This is a genomic window from Actinocorallia sp. B10E7 (assembly GCF_039871655.1).
In the GTDB taxonomy this organism is placed as follows: domain Bacteria; phylum Actinomycetota; class Actinomycetes; order Streptosporangiales; family Streptosporangiaceae; genus Actinocorallia.
In genome coordinates, this window is sequence record NZ_JBDPLZ010000001.1 from 286,673 (window position 1) to 302,534 (window position 15,862).

Here is a 15,862-nt window from a genome sequence, read left to right on the forward strand (position 1 = left end):
CTGCCGGACCGGCTCAGCTGTCGTTCCTCTCGGCCGACGCCAGGACCCGGCAGCCTTCGCCCTCCAAGGGGAAGTACACCGCTCCCCGCCGCCGACGATCCCCGCTGCTCTCGGGGACTCTTTCCACTTTCCGGTTGTCGTCGATCGTAAGGCCGAACGCCAGGGCCACGCTCTCGAAGAAGGGGCCCCGGACCCCTCTTCGCAGGGCTTCCTTCTCCGCCGGGTCCACATCGAAGTCGGCCTCGTCAAGAAGCGTCCCGACCCTGTCACAGGGCGCCACGAAGGCCAGCGCGTAGGAGTCCACCCCGTCCCAGCCGTGGTAGCCGGTGAACCGCACCTCTCGGGCCCCGTCCGGAAGCCGGAGCCCGATCCTCGCCTGCACTTCTTCGATCGAGATGTCCGCGTCCGTCGATTCGAGAGCCCGGGAGTCGGGATGGCCCGACGTCCACGACCAGTACCAGTAGAGCGCCAGCGGAGCCAGAAGGAGCACCGCGAGGAATGCCAGTCGTTTTCTCACGGGACCTTCAGCGCACCGTAGACATTGAAATCCTGGGCGCTCCCCGAGGCGTGGAGGTGCGAGATATCGGCCTGCGAAAGGTTCAGCGGACCGATCGGGCTCCGGTTCTCCTCAGACGTACCGAAGTTGTACCTCTTGTAGAACTCGACCGTGTAGCCGCCATCCCCGTCTCCGCGGACACGCATTTGATATCCGTTGTAAGCGTAGTAGTTGTCGAGCTCCTGAGGAGCGAAGTTATGGCTCGTCCACCCCGTGTCCCATGGCTTTCCCCCGTTCCTGGGGGCGTTCTCGAGAAGCTCGTTGAGTGATTGCCGCATGCTCGGACTATTCTTCAGCATTACCGCGACATCGGGATCGACCCGGTCTCCGGAATTCCCCAGCCAGTGCAGCAGGAGCTTCTTCGCCGTCGGCCAGTCCTTGATGGCCCCGTACCCGGCCATGCCGTAGAGCTGGGTCTTGGTCCACGCGTCTCTAGGGGTAGCCTCCTCGCTTCCGTGCGGGCGATCGTAGTCCGTACCCGGCCAGTTCGGCGGCAGATCGGTAAGGTCGAGCGGAAGCCCCTGCTCGTTCCACGCCTTTTCGGGAGACAGGTGCCCCAGTGCCGCGACCAGGCTCCGATCGGCAGTCTCCGCAAGGCGCAGAGCGTCCTTGGCCAGTTGCTCGATCCTTTTTATCTCGCCTCTGAGCTGTGGATACTCCTCGAATATCTCCTCCTGCGTGTACCTGGAGACGAAGTCATCACCGCTGAACGGCGGAGGGCCGACCGTCCCGTCCTCAGCCACCGTCAGATTCCAGAACAAGGCGTCGGCCAGGGCGTCGTTGAGGTCGTCCTGCGCCTGCTTGAAGTCCGTATACGCCGCGAAAAGCGCCCCCTGAACGCTCTTCGCGCTGAACGCGATATGCCGGTACCGGTCGTACATGGGCGCGATCTCGGTTTCGGCCGCCGTCGCCGCGAGCCCGTTCCAGCCGGACTGCTGGACGTTCGCCTGTATCCGGTCCTTGAAGGCCGTCGCTCCGGAGTTGAGCCGGCCGACGAATCCCTGCCATGTCTCCTCCGCAGCCTCGAGCCCGCGGAAATCCGCGCCCTTCAATTGGGAGACGCTCACCATGCCTATCCTCCGAACCAGATCCTGGAAAGCTCGTCGCGGATGTGGCTCTCGGTCCCACGGTAGGCTGCGGCCGTCTTTCTGAGCCTGGGCGAGACGCTCTCGACACGGTCCGCGAACCCCTTGGCCCCCTTCTCCCAGGACGTCAGAAGGGCTTCGAGGGCCGCGCCCGAGGCGAAGGACGCCGCCTTGAGGCCGACGGCCGCGGCATCCGTGGGTTTACCGGCCCGGCCGAGGTCCCTGCGAAGCCCTTCGGCCAGGTCGTCGGCCGCGGCCGCGGCTTTTCTGAGCTTTTCCAGGTCTTCATAGCCGAGCGTTCCCGATCCCGCGACCAAAGGCAGAAGTGTCGGCGGCAGCGAAGTGTCCTGTTTGGGCTGGGTCCAGGGCTGGAGAAGTTTTTTGAGGTCGCGCTGCTGCTCGGTGAGAGGCGGAGCGGGATTGGCGCTCCCAGGCGGTGGAGAAAGCCGGGTATCGCCGAGCAGGAGGCGGTACAGATCCGCGTCACCGCTCACCGCCTGAGGGTCTTCGGGGGGCATGACCGACTCCTGACAGTCCGGAAGTTTCCGCAAGATAGCAGATACCAAGGTTGCCAGATTGTGCAGCTTCTCGCATAGCTGCGTTTTGTTTGCCGAAAATGACGTACAAAAATAATTTCATCTAGGCCGCCCGCTCCACGGGGTCCGACAGGTTCGTTCGTCCGTCACCTGAGCTCTCATTCCAGGATCTGCGGGCCCCACCGGCGGAAGGAGTGGAACTCCTCTCCCGCGTCGGGACTCGGGTGTCCAGGTGGCGGCGTGAAGAATCCGCGGGTTCGGGACTGGGCCTTGGTGGGGGCCGTGTTCGCGGTGCCGGCGGTCAACCTCGTGGTGGTGGGAGGCGAAGACGAGGGCGGTGGCCGCCGGGGGCCTGGGGTGCTGACGGCGGTCTCATCGTTCGCGCTGGCCAACCTGACGGTGCTGGCCGGAGGGCTGACGGGGCTGCTGGCGGCCGTGATCGTCGGAGAGAGCCCGTGGACACGGTAGGCGGTACGGTGGCCCGCTGAACTCGTCCACGCCGTGCGGGTGGTGGCGCGCGGGGACGCTGCTCGCGCCGGGCGTCACCCGGCGGCTCATCCCCGAGTTCGCCTCCCGGGTGCGGACCCCGCCGGCGAGGTCGACTCCGGGGCTGGAGTCGCTCACGGCACGCGAGCGGGAGATCCTCCGGCTCGTCGTCCTGGCCTACGAGAGCGGGCTGGTCAGACCGGGATGGCCGGGCGACGTACATCCCGGGATGTAAGGCGGGATCCGGCCTCCGCCTGAAGTCCCAGGCGAGATGACAACTTCGGCCCGATGCGCCAGGAACCCTTCTGAGAGGAGGGTTCCAGCATGGATGATCCGGTGTTCACAGCCCGGTTGCAGTTCGCTTTGACGGCCGGGATCCATTTCCTGTTCGTGGCGTTGACCCTGGGTCTGGTCACGATGGTGGCTCTGCTCCAGACCCGTGCGGCCTTCTCCCGCGACGAGCTCCATGCCCGGATGGTGCGTTTCTGGGGCGGGCTCTATGTGATCAACTACGCGGTCGGCGTCGTCACCGGACTGGTGATGGAGTTCCAGTTCGGTATGAACTGGACGGGCCTGCTGAAGCTGACGGGCGAGGTCTTCGGCGTCCCCCTCGCATTGGAGACCATCGGGGCGTTCTTCATCGAGTCCACCTTCCTCGGACTGTGGATCTTCGGCTGGGACCGCTTCTCCCGCTGGGCGCATCTGGCGATGATCTGGGTGGTCGCGCTGACGGCGTACGCGTCGGCGTTCTTCATCCTGGTCGCCAACGGCTGGTTGAAGAACCCCGTCGGCTACGTGATGGAAGACGGCCACGCCCGGCTCACCGACTTCACGGCGATCCTCACCAATCCGACGGCGCTGCTGGCCTTCGGACACGTCGTCTGCGCGGCCTTCCTGACGGCGGGGCTGTTCATGGCCGCCGTCAGCGCCCACCACCTGTGGCGCAAGACCGCCGAGACGGAGTTCTTCCGGCGTTCCCTGCGGATCGGCATGCTCACCGTGATCCTCGCGGTCTTCCCGGCCGCGGCGTTCGGCGGCACCCAGTTCGGCCTCGTCCCGGAGAACGAACGGGCTCCGGAGCTGTCCGCCCTGGCCCGGAGCGGTGAGACGCTCATGACGACCAGTTGGAGCCTCATGTTCTTCCTGTCCTGGGCGTTCCTGGTGAAGTTCGTCTTCCGTCCCGGGCGTTTCGGCCGGGTCTTCCTCTTCCTGACGATGGCGGCGCTGCCCCTGCCCTACCTCGCGATGATCTCCGGCTGGGTCTTCCGTGAGGTCAGCCGTCAGCCCTGGGCAGTCCAGGGCCTGCTGCGCACCGAGGACGCCGTCTCACCGCTCGGCCCCGGGGCCGCCCAGGCGTCCTTCGCCGCGTTCGTCTCACTGTTCGCCGTGCTGGCCGCGGTCAACTTCTGGCTGCTGTTCCGCCAGGCGCGGCGCGGGCCCGGCCAAGGCGCCGACGCCGCGCCCGAGACGGTGCCCCTTCCCGTCCCGACGTTCTGAGGTCGCCGCCATGGAAATCCTCGCCATCGCGCTGCTCGCGTTCTTCGCCTTCGGTTCCCTGACGCTCGCGGGAGGTGATGCGGGCGTCGGGATGCTGCTGCCGTGGCTCGGCCGATCGCGGACCGAGCGGCGGACGGTCATCGCCGCGTTCGGGCCGTTCTTCCTCGCGGACGAGGTCTGGCTGGTGGCGCTGGCCGGGATCCTGGTCGGGGCGTTCCCGGGGCTGGAGCACGAGCTGTTCTTCGGGCAGCGGACGGCGTTCGTCGTCCTGCTCGCCGGCTGGATCGTCCGGGACGCCGGGCTGTGGTGGCGGAGCCGGGTCGACTCGCCCCGCTGGGCCGCCGGATGCGACGGCATGATCTTCGTGGGGAGCTGGACGTTCGCCCTGGCACTGGGGCAGATCCTCGGCGCCCTGCTGGGCAACCGGCTGCTCGCGCCGTTCCTGACCCTGCTGTTCGCCTTTCACGGTGCGGGGTTCTGCGCTCGGCGGCTCACAGGCGTCCTGCGGGACCGCGCCGCCAGGCTGGGACGCTACTGGGTGAGCACCTTCGCGCTGGGGGCGGTCACGGTGGTCGCCGGGGTCCGGCTCGACCTGGAGGCGATGCTCGCCGAACCCGCCACGCTGAAGGTGGTGACGGTGTTCGTGACCGCCCTCCTCCCCCTTCTCATCGGGGCTCAGGCGCTCACACGGTGGGCTTTCCGCGGGCGGGCGACCGGGCCGGGGTATCTGTGAAGCCCGCCGAACACGGCATCCCACTTGCCCCTATTTAACCGGAATAGACCTATATATGCAGTTTCTCTGGGCGTAGGCGGTGGACGCCCGGGGATGCCCCAAGGGATGGACCGCGGGAAGGGGAGACCATGGCCACCGCGCCGTACCAAGAGCTGGGCGCCGACCTGCACGGCGAACTGATCCTGCCGGAGGACCCCGGCTACGACCAGGCACGCGCCGTCTACAACGCGATGATCGACAAGCGGCCCGCCGCGATCGCGCGCTGCCGGGACGCCGTCGACGTCGTCACCTGCGTGCGTTTCGGCCGGGCACACGACCTCGAGCTCGCCGTCCGCGGCGGCGGCCACAACGCCGGCGGCCTGGGCGTATGGGACGACGCGCTGGTCATCGACCTCTCGCGCATGTGCGACACCACGGTCGAACCGGACGAGCAAACGGTCCGTGTGGGCGGCGGATGCGTGTGGGGGGACGTCGATCACGCGACCCTCGAATTCGGCATGGCGACCCCGTCGGGCTTCGTTTCGACCACCGGAGTGGGCGGCCTGACACTCGGAGGCGGCATCGGCAACCTCTCCCGGCGGTTCGGCCTCTCCGTCGACAACCTGCTCTCCGCCGACGTGGTGCTCGCGGACGGCTCCTTCGTGACCGCCGACGCGACCTCCCACGAAGACCTCTTCTGGGCTCTGCGCGGAGGCGGCGGGAACTTCGGCGTCGTCACGTCGTTCCTGTTCCGCTGCCACGAGATCGGCGAACACGGCACGATCATCGGCGGCCCGGTCCTGTACGCCCTGGAGGACACCCCCGACGTCATGCGCTGGTACCGGGAGCTGCTCCCGTCCCTGCCCGAGACCCTGAGCGGCTGGATCGGCCTGACCACCGTCGCGCCCGCCCCGCCGTTCCCCGAGTCCCTGTGGGGACGCAAGGTCTGCCTCATCATGTGGTGCTACACCGGCCCCCACGACCAGGCTGACGAAGTACTCGAACCGGTCAGGTCCTACGGCTCGCCCCTACTGACGGGCCTGCACCCCATGCCGTTCGACGTCCTGCAGAGCGCGTTCGACGCCCTTCTCCCGGCGGGCCTGCAGTGGTACTGGAAGGCCGACTTCTTCGAGGAGATCTCCGACGCCGCCATCGACGTCCACCTCAAATACGGCGAACTGCTTCCCACCAGCCTGTCCACCATGCATCTCTACCCCATCGACGGAGCCGTCAGCCGCGTCCCCTCCGACGCCACCGCCTTCGCCTACCGCAACGGCGGCTGGGCCGGCGTCATCGTCGGCATCGACCCCGACCCGGCCAACGCCCCCGCCATCACCCAATGGGCCCGCGCCTACTGGAACGAACTCCATTCCACCTCCGCCGGCGGCGCCTACGTCAACTTCCTCATGAGCGGCGAAGGCCAGGACCGCATCCGAGCCGCCTACCTCGGCAACTACGACCGCCTGGCCCGCGTCAAGGCCCGCTACGACCCCGAGAACGTCTTCCACATCAACCAGAACATCCGGCCCGCTTCGCTGGTTTCCTGACGGCCATGGGCTGACGATCTACAGCTGTCGTGAGCACCGCCTCGTCCGTATGCGGCCCTCGGGAGGGGCTTGAGACGGGAGACACTCGGAGAGCCTGCGCGAACCGTGTGAATCGGGGAACGTAGGGACGCATGGCGGTCGAGTCGCTCAGTACGGTGGAAGCAGCGCGCAGGTTGCGGGTGGAAGGGCCTAACACGCTGCCCTCTCCGCGGCCTCCGTCACCGGTGCTGCTGCTGGCGCAGCAGATGGTGCATTTCTTCGCGCTGCTGTTGTGGGCGGCGGCCGGGCTGGCCTTCGTGGGGGGCATGCCGGAGCTGGCCGTCGCGATCGTGGCCGTCGTGGTCATCAACGGCGTGTTCGCGTTCTTCCAGGAGTACCGGGCGGACAGGGCCGGGAGGCGGCTGCGGGATCTGCTGCCGACGCGGGTGACCGTGCGACGGGACGGCGCCCGGAAGGTCATCGACGCCGATGAGCTCGTGCACGGGGACATCGTGCTGCTGGAAGCCGGTGACAAGATCAGCGCCGATCTGAAGCTGCTCGAGTCGCACGGGCTCGCGGTGGACGAGTCGATGCTCACCGGGGAGAGCGTGCCCGTGCGGCGGGACACCGGGGACGGTCTCTACGCGGGGACGTTCGTCACCGAAGGCGAGGCCGAAGCCCGCGTCGTCGCCACGGGGGAACGGACCCGCCTGGCGGACATCGCGGCGCTGACCAGGCAGGCCGAGCGCCGCCCGGGGCCCTTGTCGCTCCAGTTGCGCCGGGTCGTCACGAGCGTCGCGGTCATCGCCATCACCATCGGCGTGGTCTTCTTCGGCATCGCGCTGCTCCTCGGCATGGAGCCGTCCAAAGGGTTCCTGCTCGCCGTCGGCGTGACCGTCGCGCTGGTGCCCGAGGGCCTGCTGCCCACCGTGACGCTCTCCCTGTCGCGGGCCGCCCAGCAGATGGCGCACCGCAACGCGCTCGTCCGGCGGCTCGACTCGGTCGAGACGCTGGGGGCGACGACGTTCATCTGCACCGACAAGACCGGCACGCTGACCCGGAACGAGATGTCGGTCGTCGAAGTGTGGACGCCGTCGGGTACCGCGCACGTCCAAGGCGCCGGATACTCCCCCGAAGGACTCGTCACCGGGGCCGTCGACGAGGCACGCGGGCTCGCCGTCACGGCCTACCGGTGTTCGGGCGGCAGGGTCGTGCAACGGAACGGCGGATGGCACCCTTCGGGAGATCCGATGGAGGCGGCCCTGCACGCCCTCGCCTTGCGGGTGAAAGCCGACCTGTCCCCTGAACCGCTGCTGGCGCGCTTCCCGTTCGACCCCCGGCGTCGCCGCATGTCCGTCGCCACCCCTTCCGGGCTGCATGTGAAGGGCGCGCCCGACTCCCTGCTCCCCCGCTGCCACGACGTCGAAGGCGCCGAGGCGGCGCTGGCCGACATGACCACGCGGGGCCTACGGGTCCTGGCGGTCGCGTGGAAGCCCTGCGACTCCCCTCCGCCGGACGCCGACACCGCCGAACAGGACCTGACCCTGCTGGGCCTGGTCGGCCTCATCGACCCGCCCCGCGACGACGTCGCCGAGGCGATCGCCTCCTGCCGGGCCGCCGGGATCCGCCTGGCCATGCTGACCGGCGACCACCCAGCGACGGGGCGGGCCGTGGCCACCGCGGTCGGGCTGGCCGGCCCCGACCCGACGGTCCTCCTCGGAGCCGACCTTCCCCGAGACGATGACGAACTCGGCGCGCTCCTGGAGCAGGACGGCGTGGTCCTCGCCCGCGTCACGCCCGAGGACAAGCTCCGTGTCGCCCGCGCCCTGCAGAAACGCGGCCATGTCGTCGCGATGACGGGTGACGGCGTCAACGACGGCCCGGCGCTCCGCCAGGCCGACATCGGCGTCGCGATGGGCGCGTCCGGCACCGACGTCGCCCGTGAGGCGGCGGACCTGGTGCTCCTGGACGACCACTTCTCCACGATCGTCGCCGCCGTCGAACTCGGCCGGGCCACCTTCTCCAACATCCGCCGCTTCCTGACCTACCACCTCACCGACAACGTCGCCGAACTCGTGCCGTTCGCCGCGTGGGCGATCACCGGGAGCAACATCCCGCTGGCCCTGGGCGTCCTGCAGATCCTCGCCCTCGACATCGGCACCGACCTGCTGCCCGCGCTCGCCTTGGGCGCCGAACCGCCCGGGAAGCACACCATGAGCGGCAAGGTCCGCTCCCGCGGGCTCGTCGACCGGGCGGTCCTGATCCGGGTCTTCGGCGTCCTCGGACCCACCGAGGCCCTGTTCGAGATGGCGGCCTTCGTCGCCGTCCTGCTCGCCGGAGGCTGGACGTGGGGGCAGGAGCCTTCCGCGGTCCTGCTCTTCACCGCCTCCGGCACCGCTTTCACCACCGTCGTCCTGGGCCAGCTCGCCACGGCCCTGGCCTGCCGCAGCGAGACCCGCTGGATCGGCCGCATGTCCTGGCCCGGCAACCCGCTTCTCCTCGGCGCCCTGGCCGTCGAACTGCTGGTACTCGCCCTGTTCCTGGGTGTCCCGCCCGTCGCGGACCTCCTCGGCGGCGGTCCGCCCAGCCCGCTCGGCTGGCTGATGGCTCTGACGGTGGTCCCCGCCGTGCTGGCCGTCGACACCGCGGCCAAGGCCGTCGTCGGACGCGCACGCCGCAGGGAACCGGAAGGGGAGAAGCCCCGTTGAACAAGTGGGTGCGCCTTCGCCATCCGGTCGTCGCCAAAGGGGAAGACATGGCATCTCTCATCACCCGTATCCGGCGTTTCCTGGCGAGCCCGCAGGGGCGGCAGGCCAGGATGCGCGCCGAGCAGCTCGCCCGTGACCCCCGCACCCAGGCCCGGGTCCGGGGCATGCTGCACCGTTTCGGCGGTCGGCGGCACTGACCCCCCGGAGGGGCGTCGGCCGCCGTCGGCGCCCCTCCCTGTTCGACGGCCGGGGACGAAAACCGTTCGGTGAATGTCCGAGAGTCCTTGTAACGTTCCTTCTTTCGAACAGAGTGCCGATCTTCAGGAGTTCCCCCGTGTCCGAGACCATGCTGAAAGTCCGTCCTGAACAGGAGGGTGAGAAACCCGCGTCATCCCATGCGGGCCTGGCGCTGGTGGTGATCGCGGCGGCTCAGCTGATGGTCGTCCTGGACGGCACCATCACCAACATCGCGCTGCCGAGCATCCAGACGGACCTGGGCATGTCCGCCTCCGGCCTGGCCTGGGTGGTCAACTCCTACGCGCTCGCCTTCGGCGGCCTGCTCCTGCTCGGCGGACGCTCCGGCGACATCTTCGGACGCCGCCGCATGTTCCGCATCGGCCTCGCCGTCTTCACCATCGCCTCACTCCTGGGCGGCCTCGCCCAAAACGACATGCAGCTCATCGCCGCCCGCATCCTCCAGGGAATCGGCGCCGCGATCTCCGCACCGACGGCGTTGTCCCTGATCACCGTCAACTTCCCCGAAGGCAAGCCGCGCAACAAGGCCATGGGCGTGTACGCCGCGATGGCGGGTATCGGCTCCACCGTCGGCCTGCTGCTGGGCGGCGTGCTGACGGACTATCTGGACTGGCGCTGGGTGATGTTCGTCAACGTCCCCATCGGCCTCGTCGTGCTGGCCGGGACGAGAGTGCTCGCGGAAGGCGAACGCAACACCGGCGGCCTGGACATCCCCGGCGCCATCACGGGCACCGGCGGTCTGCTCGCCCTGGTCTACGGCATCACCCGCGGTGGTGAGCACGGCTGGACGGACACCTTCACCCTCGCCTCGTTCGGGGCCGCGTTCGTCCTGCTCGCCGTGTTCCTCCTCGTCCAGAGCCGCACCACGCACCCGATGATGCCGCTGCGCCTGTTCGCCGACCGCGGCCGCGCGGGCTCCTACGCCACCGTGATGTTCATCGGCGCGGGCATGTTCGCCACCTTCTACTTCCTCACCCTCTATCTCCAGCAGATCCACGGCTACAGCCCCATCAAGACCGGCTTGGCGTACCTTCCCTTCAGCTTCGGCATGGGTCTCTCCGCGGGTCTGGGCTCCCAGCTCGTCACCCGCGTCGCTCCCCGGGTGATCGCCGCTCCCGGCCTGGTGGTCGCCGCGCTCGGCATGTTCTGGTTCTCCGCCCTGGAGCCCGGTTCGCCGTATCTCACCCACATCCTCCCGGCGATGTTCATCACCGCCGTCGGCCTCGGCATCAGCTTCGTCCCGATGACCCTCTGCGCCGTCAGCCGGGTGCGGGACCAGGACGCCGGCATCGCCTCGGCCCTGTTGAACACCACCCAGCAGATCGGCGGCGCCCTCGGCCTGGCCGCGCTGAGCACCATCTCCGCCACGGTGGCGAACGACGAACTCCCCCACGCCTCGGAGAGCTTCTTCAAGGCCATCGGCACGGGCGACCTGCCGCTGCTCCAGAAGGCGTCCGACGCTCTCACCGAGGGCTACACCAGCGCCTTCCTCGTGGCCTCGACGTTGTTCGTCGCGGCGCTCGTCATCGCCGCCGCCGCCATCAACACCCCCCGCCAGGAGCAGTCCGACAACGGCACCGCCGTCCACATGGGCTGACGTCCGTCTCCTTCAGCCGAGTCCCCATCCCTTTCCCCGGGGTGGGGACTCGGCTGCTTTCCCCGCCACGATTTCCCCGCCACGATTTCCCCGGCCGAGAGGAAAGGAGAAATACATTTCCCCTTAATTGACCACCAATTCGGCGCATGCCACACTCCTGCATCACGAGTCGATCATGATCCGGCCGACCGCCCCTCACCGCTTCGACCGGGTCTCATCCATCGAAAGGGAACACGTTGACGAAGACGCTCAAGGAGAAAGCCGCCGTGATGGCGGCCATCGGCGCGGTGACCGCCGGGACCGTCCTGTCCGCCTCCCCGGCGTCCGCGGCGAGCTACGACATCCGTGTCGCGGCGAACGCGCCGCTGTGGAGCAAGGTCCCCGTCGACGGGAGGATCCTCGGCAGGACCGACGGCAACGGCAGCGACGCGCTCGCCACCTGCAAGCGATGGAGCGCCGACATCGGGGCCTGGTACTACTGGGTCAAGCACGACGACCTGCGCCGCAAGGGATACGTCCTGAGCCACAGCACCAACCTCACCCATTCGCACCTCAAGCGGTGCCGCTGAATCGCAGGCGCGGCGAACGACGGGTCCCCATTCCCTTCCCGGAGGGCGGGGGCCCGTCTGCTCTCCCCGAGAGGAGGAACGCGGGGACTTCAGAAGTCAGACATAAACATCATGTGACTCTTGCTCGAGTTCGGGTTCCGGCTCTGGGATGCACGAGAGGCGGCTTGTAGAGTGCCATCAAACTCGGCATGACCCCCAGGAGCATCTATGTCCGACGTATCCCCCAAAAGCCTGTCCCACACGTCGGACGAAGCACCCTCTCCCCCTCACGCGGCACTGGCGCTGGTGGTGATCGCGGCGGCTCAGCTGATGGTCGCTTTGGACAGCACCATCACCAACATCGCGCTGCCGAGCATCCAGACGGACCTGGGCATGTCCGCCTCCGGCCTGGCCTGGGTCGTGAACTCCTACGCGCTCGCCTTCGGCGGCCTACTGCTGCTCGGCGGACGCTCCGGCGACATCTTCGGACGCCGCCGCATGTTCCGCATCGGCCTCGCCGTCTTCACCATCGCCTCACTCCTGGGCGGCCTCGCCCAAAACGACATGCAGCTCATCGCCGCCCGCATCCTCCAAGGCGTCGGCGCCGCGATCTCCGCACCCACCGCACTGTCGCTGATCACCGTCAACTTCCCCGAAGGCAAGCCGCGCAACAAGGCCATGGGCGTGTACGCCGCCATGTCGGGCATGGGCTCGATCATCGGCCTGCTGCTCGGCGGGTCGCTGACGAACTACCTGGACTGGCGCTGGGTCATGTTCATCAACGTCCCCATCGGCCTCGTCGTGCTGGCCGGGACGAAGGTACTGGCCGAAGGCGAACGCAGCACCGGCGGCCTGGACATCCCCGGCGCCATCACCGGCACCGGCGGCCTCCTCGCCTTCGTCTACGGCATCACCCGCGGCGGCGACGAAGGCTGGACGGACACCTCCACCCTCGCCTCGTTCGGAGTCGCGTTCGTCCTGCTCGCCGTGTTCCTCCTCGTCCAGAGCCGCACCACGCACCCGATGATGCCGCTGCGCCTGTTCGCCGACCGCAACCGCGCCGGGTCCTACGCCACCATGATGTGCATCGGCGCGGGCATGTTCGCCACCTTCTACTTCCTCACCCTCTACATGCAGCAGATCCACGGCTACGGCCCGCTCAAGACCGGCCTGTCCTATCTGCCCTTCAGCGTCGGCGTGGGCCTCGCCACGGGAGTGGGCTCCAAGCTCCTCACCCGCGTCCCCCCGCGCGCGATCGCAGGGCCCGGCCTGGTCATAGGCGCGTGCGGCATGTTCTGGTTCTCCACCCTGGAACCCGGCTCCGGCTACTTCACCCAGGTGGTCCCCGCGATGTTCCTCACCTCCGTCGGCCTGGGCAGCGGCTTCCTGCCGATGGCTTTGGGCGCCGTCAGCGGGATCCGCGACCAGGAGGCCGGCATCGCCTCGGCCCTGCTGAACACCTCCCAGCAGATCGGCGGCGCCCTCGGCCTCGCCACCCTGAGCACCGTCGCCGTCACCGCCGCCGACGACCGGCTCCCCCACGCCTCGGAGACCTTCTTCAAGGCCGCCGCCCAGGGCGACCTCCCCCTCCTCCGGAAGGCCGCCGACGCCCTCACCCACGGCTACACCACCGGTTTCCTGGTGGCCTCCCTCTTCTTCATGGCCGGCTTCGTCATCACCGTGACGGCCATCAACGCCCCCCGCCAGGAACAGTCCGCCCCCGACGAGGCTCCCCGGCCCGCCTGACTTCGTTCCCCTTCCTTCGAGCCCCGTCTTCTTCCGAGGACGGGGCTTTCCTCATCCGCCAAGATCTTCTTTCACCGGTCAGACGCGGGCCGCGAAGACGCCAAACAAATGTCACCGCCACGAGCGTTTAGACGGCCGTGGTGATTCATCCTGCGGTCAAATTTTGACGACCAAATGCGCTTTAATTCCGAATTAAACACCCTATCCGATCTTCCGAGTGACGAGAATCGAGAAAATTCCAAAATTAGATGGTGCCGCCCGGGCCTGCAAGACTCCTTTTACAACCTCCACCGAATGCACTGGTCAAGGACCATCGGATACGACCCAGGAGAAGTGTGGAATTTCCTTCACGTCTTCCCGGAAAGGAAGATCATGAAGCATTACGAGACCCCCTTCCTAGTGGCCGCCGGTTCCTTCCACAAGGCGACCGGCTTCTTCGGCAGGCACGGCAACGACCGCCGCCTGATCCCCAGCAAGAACTAAGGCCTGTCTCGAAGTCGAGACAGTCCGGTGCCCGGCGGCGTCTGCCCGGCGGGATCCGTGGTGGGTCCCGGTCCGGGGTCGGCGCCGCTGGCGTTCCGGATGCGGCCGAGCAGAGGCCTCCCCTTCGGGGCGGCTGCCGCCTCGCCTCCCTTCCCCGCCTGTTGGGGCGGGGCGGGTGCGGGTGGCGGTTGACTCGGCCAGGGCTCCTTGCAGCCCCAGCCCGAACACGCCCAGGGCGTGCCGGGAAGAAGAGAAGTCGACCGACGCCGTGCGGGGGTCGGCCGCATCGGTCCAGGTGACGAACGCGCCCAGTGCGGCCGAGACCAGGTCCCGGTCGGCCCTCAGCCCGCAGGACGGGCAGTGGTGCACCCGGTCAGCGAGGGTCTTGGGGGTTCTGTGCCCGCACAGGCAGTGCTGGGACAGCGCGGTGGTGAACGTGGCCGCCCGCCCCAGTCGCCCGCCGACTGCGGCGCATTCGGCGGCCAGCGCCGCCTTCAACATGCCGGGGGTGAACACCGCGCACGCCCGCCCCCACAACCGGAACCACGCGCTGACCGGCCCGTCCTCGACCGTCAGCCGCACCCCGTGGGCGGCGGTGATCCGCTCCGCCACCCGCCGGGCGCGAGCACGCCTGGCCTCGGTGCGTCCGGCCTGCTCCGCGCGGGTGCGGGTGCGCAGTGCCCGGTAGGCGCCGGTGGTCCGGTCCTTGCGGTAGGAGGTCAGGGGGCGGCCCGCCGCGTCGGCCAGGCGTGGTCCCTTGGGCAGGTCGACGTGCCGTTCGGGTAGTCCGGCGGCCTGCCTGCGCTGTTGGCGTCTGCGCTGGCGGCGGGAGAGCTCGTAGCGGGCCTTGTTGTTGGCGCGGCGGGAGCGCTCCAGCGCCCGGGCGCGTCGGCGGGCGGTGCGCCGCTGGCGCTGCACGGCGGCGCGCTCCAGGTCGGTGAGGGTGATCTGGTCGGCCAGCATCCGCCCGTCACCGGGCTCCAGCATGGCGGGCAGGGAGACGACGGACAGATTTCCGACGTTGAGGTCCACCCCGCCGACCCGCCCCACCGCAGCTGCTTGACGTCTGCGCTCGAGGGCGGCCGGGGAGGCGTAGCCGCCGTCCAAGACCATCAGATGCGCCTCGTACACCCACCCTCCGGGAGCGGCCGGATGCGGCCTGCGCACCAGATCGATCTTGTGCCACAGCTCGGGCCGGTCCAGGAAGTGCCGCAGCCACCGCCACCGGCCCGCGCCCTGCGGCAGCCGCACCGGCAGCACGATCTCGCCGCGCTTGCTGTCGGGTCCGCCGGTGAACACCACCGTCAGCGGCCCGTCGTGCTCCCACCACGAACTCTTGCCCCCGCGGCCGGCCGCAGGCCGGGGCGCGGGCATGCGGCGCGGCTGGGCCAGCACCGGAGTGCCCGGCGCCAGCCGCGCCGCCTGCGCCGGGGTGGCCACGTGGGCGGGCAGGGCGGGATGGCGCCAGGCGCCCAGATGGCCCTGCAGGCTGCCGTGCAGTCGGAACGTCTCCCACTTGCGCACCTGCGTGTGCGAGCGGGCCCGGCCGGGGATGCGCGTGTACTCCCACCACGAACCCGTCCGAGGGCACCCGGCCCGCCTGCCGGAGGAGTCGGGGAACAGGTGCCGCTCCACCCCGGTCCACACCTCGTCGGCCTGGTGCAGCGCCAGCGCCTTGGAGGCGTGGTGGCGCAGCCAGCCCGAGGCGTCCAGATGAGCGTAGGCGGCCCGCTCCAACGCCGGGCGGGTCAAGCCCACCTCACGCCGCCAGCCCGCCGCGTCCGCCTCCCGGCGACGTGCGCCCTTCCAGAACGCCTCCGTCCGGGAGCGGGCCTCACGCTGCACCGCACGCTTGAGGCAGAACATCGCGAAGAACAACGACTCCAGACGCGCCGCGGTCTGCTCGTCCACCGCCAGCGGCAGGCGGACCACCGAGACCGGGCCGTCCCACCGCCACGCCGCAGCCTTGTTCGCACCCCGCGTCCGGCGTACACCGCCCTCGGAACCGCCGGGGGTATCCGGCGGCCCCGGCTTGGTGGCGGCGGTGGTCTGCATGACCTGGATCCTGCCATGAGCGACCGACAGAACGCAGAGAGTCACCAAAGTTCTTTCCGGGGTCCGGTAAAC

General features: G+C 69.0%; 13 protein-coding genes and 1 pseudogene. 10 read left to right on the plus strand and 4 right to left on the minus strand.

Annotated elements, in window-relative coordinates; all coding sequences use genetic code 11:
• Nucleotides 1-13: 13 nt before the first annotated feature.
• The 3 genes from ABGB12_RS01335 to ABGB12_RS01345 are packed head-to-tail and all read right to left on the minus strand — an operon-like array spanning nucleotide 14 to nucleotide 2,159.
• Entirely contained in the window at nucleotides 14-517 is a 504-nt protein-coding gene (locus ABGB12_RS01335) for a hypothetical protein (protein WP_347673806.1), read from the minus strand.
• A complete protein-coding gene (locus ABGB12_RS01340; RefSeq protein WP_347673808.1) occupies nucleotides 514-1,626 on the minus strand; it encodes a hypothetical protein in 1,113 nt (370 codons plus the stop codon). The genes ABGB12_RS01335 and ABGB12_RS01340 overlap by 4 nt, the downstream gene beginning before the upstream one ends.
• 2 nt (nucleotides 1,627-1,628) lie before the next feature.
• Nucleotides 1,629-2,159 (minus strand): hypothetical protein, encoded by a 531-nt coding sequence (locus tag ABGB12_RS01345; protein WP_347673810.1) that lies wholly within the window; start codon nucleotides 2,157-2,159, stop codon nucleotides 1,629-1,631.
• A 258-nt stretch (nucleotides 2,160-2,417) separates the two neighbouring features.
• On the opposite strand from ABGB12_RS01345, the gene ABGB12_RS01350 reads away from it, so the two are divergent.
• The 10 genes and pseudogenes from ABGB12_RS01350 (at nucleotide 2,418) to ABGB12_RS01395 (ending at nucleotide 13,252) form a co-directional block, all read left to right on the plus strand.
• The gene (locus tag ABGB12_RS01350) at nucleotides 2,418-2,645 is read left to right on the plus strand and encodes a hypothetical protein (RefSeq protein ID WP_347673812.1); all 228 of its coding nucleotides are present in this window, start codon (nucleotides 2,418-2,420) and stop codon (nucleotides 2,643-2,645) included.
• A gap of 12 nt (nucleotides 2,646-2,657) precedes the next feature.
• Nucleotides 2,658-2,898: pseudogene (locus ABGB12_RS01355) on the plus strand (DNA-binding response regulator); the annotation flags it as partial.
• An 89-nt stretch (nucleotides 2,899-2,987) separates the two neighbouring features.
• Complete coding sequence (locus ABGB12_RS01360) at nucleotides 2,988-4,160, plus strand: cytochrome ubiquinol oxidase subunit I (protein ID WP_347673814.1); 1,173 nt, start codon at nucleotides 2,988-2,990, stop codon at nucleotides 4,158-4,160.
• A gap of 10 nt (nucleotides 4,161-4,170) precedes the next feature.
• Entirely contained in the window at nucleotides 4,171-4,893 is a 723-nt protein-coding gene (locus ABGB12_RS01365) for a cytochrome d ubiquinol oxidase subunit II (protein WP_347673816.1), read from the plus strand.
• Nucleotides 4,894-5,021: 128 nt separating this feature from the next.
• The gene (locus tag ABGB12_RS01370; RefSeq protein WP_347673818.1) at nucleotides 5,022-6,419 is read left to right on the plus strand and encodes an FAD-binding oxidoreductase; all 1,398 of its coding nucleotides are present in this window, start codon (nucleotides 5,022-5,024) and stop codon (nucleotides 6,417-6,419) included.
• Nucleotides 6,420-6,550: 131 nt separating this feature from the next.
• Nucleotides 6,551-9,106 (plus strand): cation-transporting P-type ATPase, encoded by a 2,556-nt coding sequence (locus ABGB12_RS01375; RefSeq protein WP_347673820.1) that lies wholly within the window; start codon nucleotides 6,551-6,553, stop codon nucleotides 9,104-9,106.
• A 47-nt stretch (nucleotides 9,107-9,153) separates the two neighbouring features.
• Nucleotides 9,154-9,303 carry a hypothetical protein gene (locus tag ABGB12_RS01380; RefSeq protein ID WP_347673821.1) on the plus strand — a complete coding sequence of 50 codons (150 nt, stop codon included), beginning with the start codon at nucleotides 9,154-9,156 and terminating at the stop codon, nucleotides 9,301-9,303.
• A gap of 137 nt (nucleotides 9,304-9,440) precedes the next feature.
• A complete protein-coding gene (locus ABGB12_RS01385) occupies nucleotides 9,441-10,958 on the plus strand; it encodes an MFS transporter (protein WP_347673823.1) in 1,518 nt (505 codons plus the stop codon).
• A gap of 236 nt (nucleotides 10,959-11,194) precedes the next feature.
• Entirely contained in the window at nucleotides 11,195-11,527 is a 333-nt protein-coding gene (locus ABGB12_RS01390) for a hypothetical protein (RefSeq protein ID WP_347673825.1), read from the plus strand.
• Between the two features lie 207 nt (nucleotides 11,528-11,734).
• On the plus strand, nucleotides 11,735-13,252 hold the full coding sequence (locus ABGB12_RS01395) for an MFS transporter (RefSeq protein WP_347673827.1): 1,518 nt from the start codon (nucleotides 11,735-11,737) through the stop codon (nucleotides 13,250-13,252).
• Between the two features lie 396 nt (nucleotides 13,253-13,648).
• Here ABGB12_RS01395 and ABGB12_RS01400 read toward each other — a convergent pair whose 3' ends face one another.
• Entirely contained in the window at nucleotides 13,649-15,790 is a 2,142-nt protein-coding gene (locus tag ABGB12_RS01400; RefSeq protein WP_347673829.1) for a hypothetical protein, read from the minus strand.
• Nucleotides 15,791-15,862: the final 72 nt, after the last annotated feature.

Excerpts from the sequence above, each read along its gene's own strand:
- ABGB12_RS01370 (WP_347673818.1), top strand. The coding sequence starts at position 5,022 with ATGGCCACCGCGCCGTACCAAGAGCTGGGCGCCGACCTGCACGGCGAA.
- ABGB12_RS01340 (WP_347673808.1), bottom strand. The coding sequence starts at position 1,626 with ATGGTGAGCGTCTCCCAATTGAAGGGCGCGGATTTCCGCGGGCTCGAG.
- ABGB12_RS01380 (WP_347673821.1), top strand. The coding sequence starts at position 9,154 with ATGGCATCTCTCATCACCCGTATCCGGCGTTTCCTGGCGAGCCCGCAG.
- ABGB12_RS01360 (WP_347673814.1), top strand. The coding sequence starts at position 2,988 with ATGGATGATCCGGTGTTCACAGCCCGGTTGCAGTTCGCTTTGACGGCC.
- ABGB12_RS01395 (WP_347673827.1), top strand. The coding sequence starts at position 11,735 with ATGTCCGACGTATCCCCCAAAAGCCTGTCCCACACGTCGGACGAAGCA.
- ABGB12_RS01365 (WP_347673816.1), top strand. The coding sequence starts at position 4,171 with ATGGAAATCCTCGCCATCGCGCTGCTCGCGTTCTTCGCCTTCGGTTCC.
- ABGB12_RS01345 (WP_347673810.1), bottom strand. The coding sequence starts at position 2,159 with ATGCCCCCCGAAGACCCTCAGGCGGTGAGCGGTGACGCGGATCTGTAC.
- ABGB12_RS01375 (WP_347673820.1), top strand. The coding sequence starts at position 6,551 with ATGGCGGTCGAGTCGCTCAGTACGGTGGAAGCAGCGCGCAGGTTGCGG.
- ABGB12_RS01400 (WP_347673829.1), bottom strand. The coding sequence starts at position 15,790 with ATGCAGACCACCGCCGCCACCAAGCCGGGGCCGCCGGATACCCCCGGC.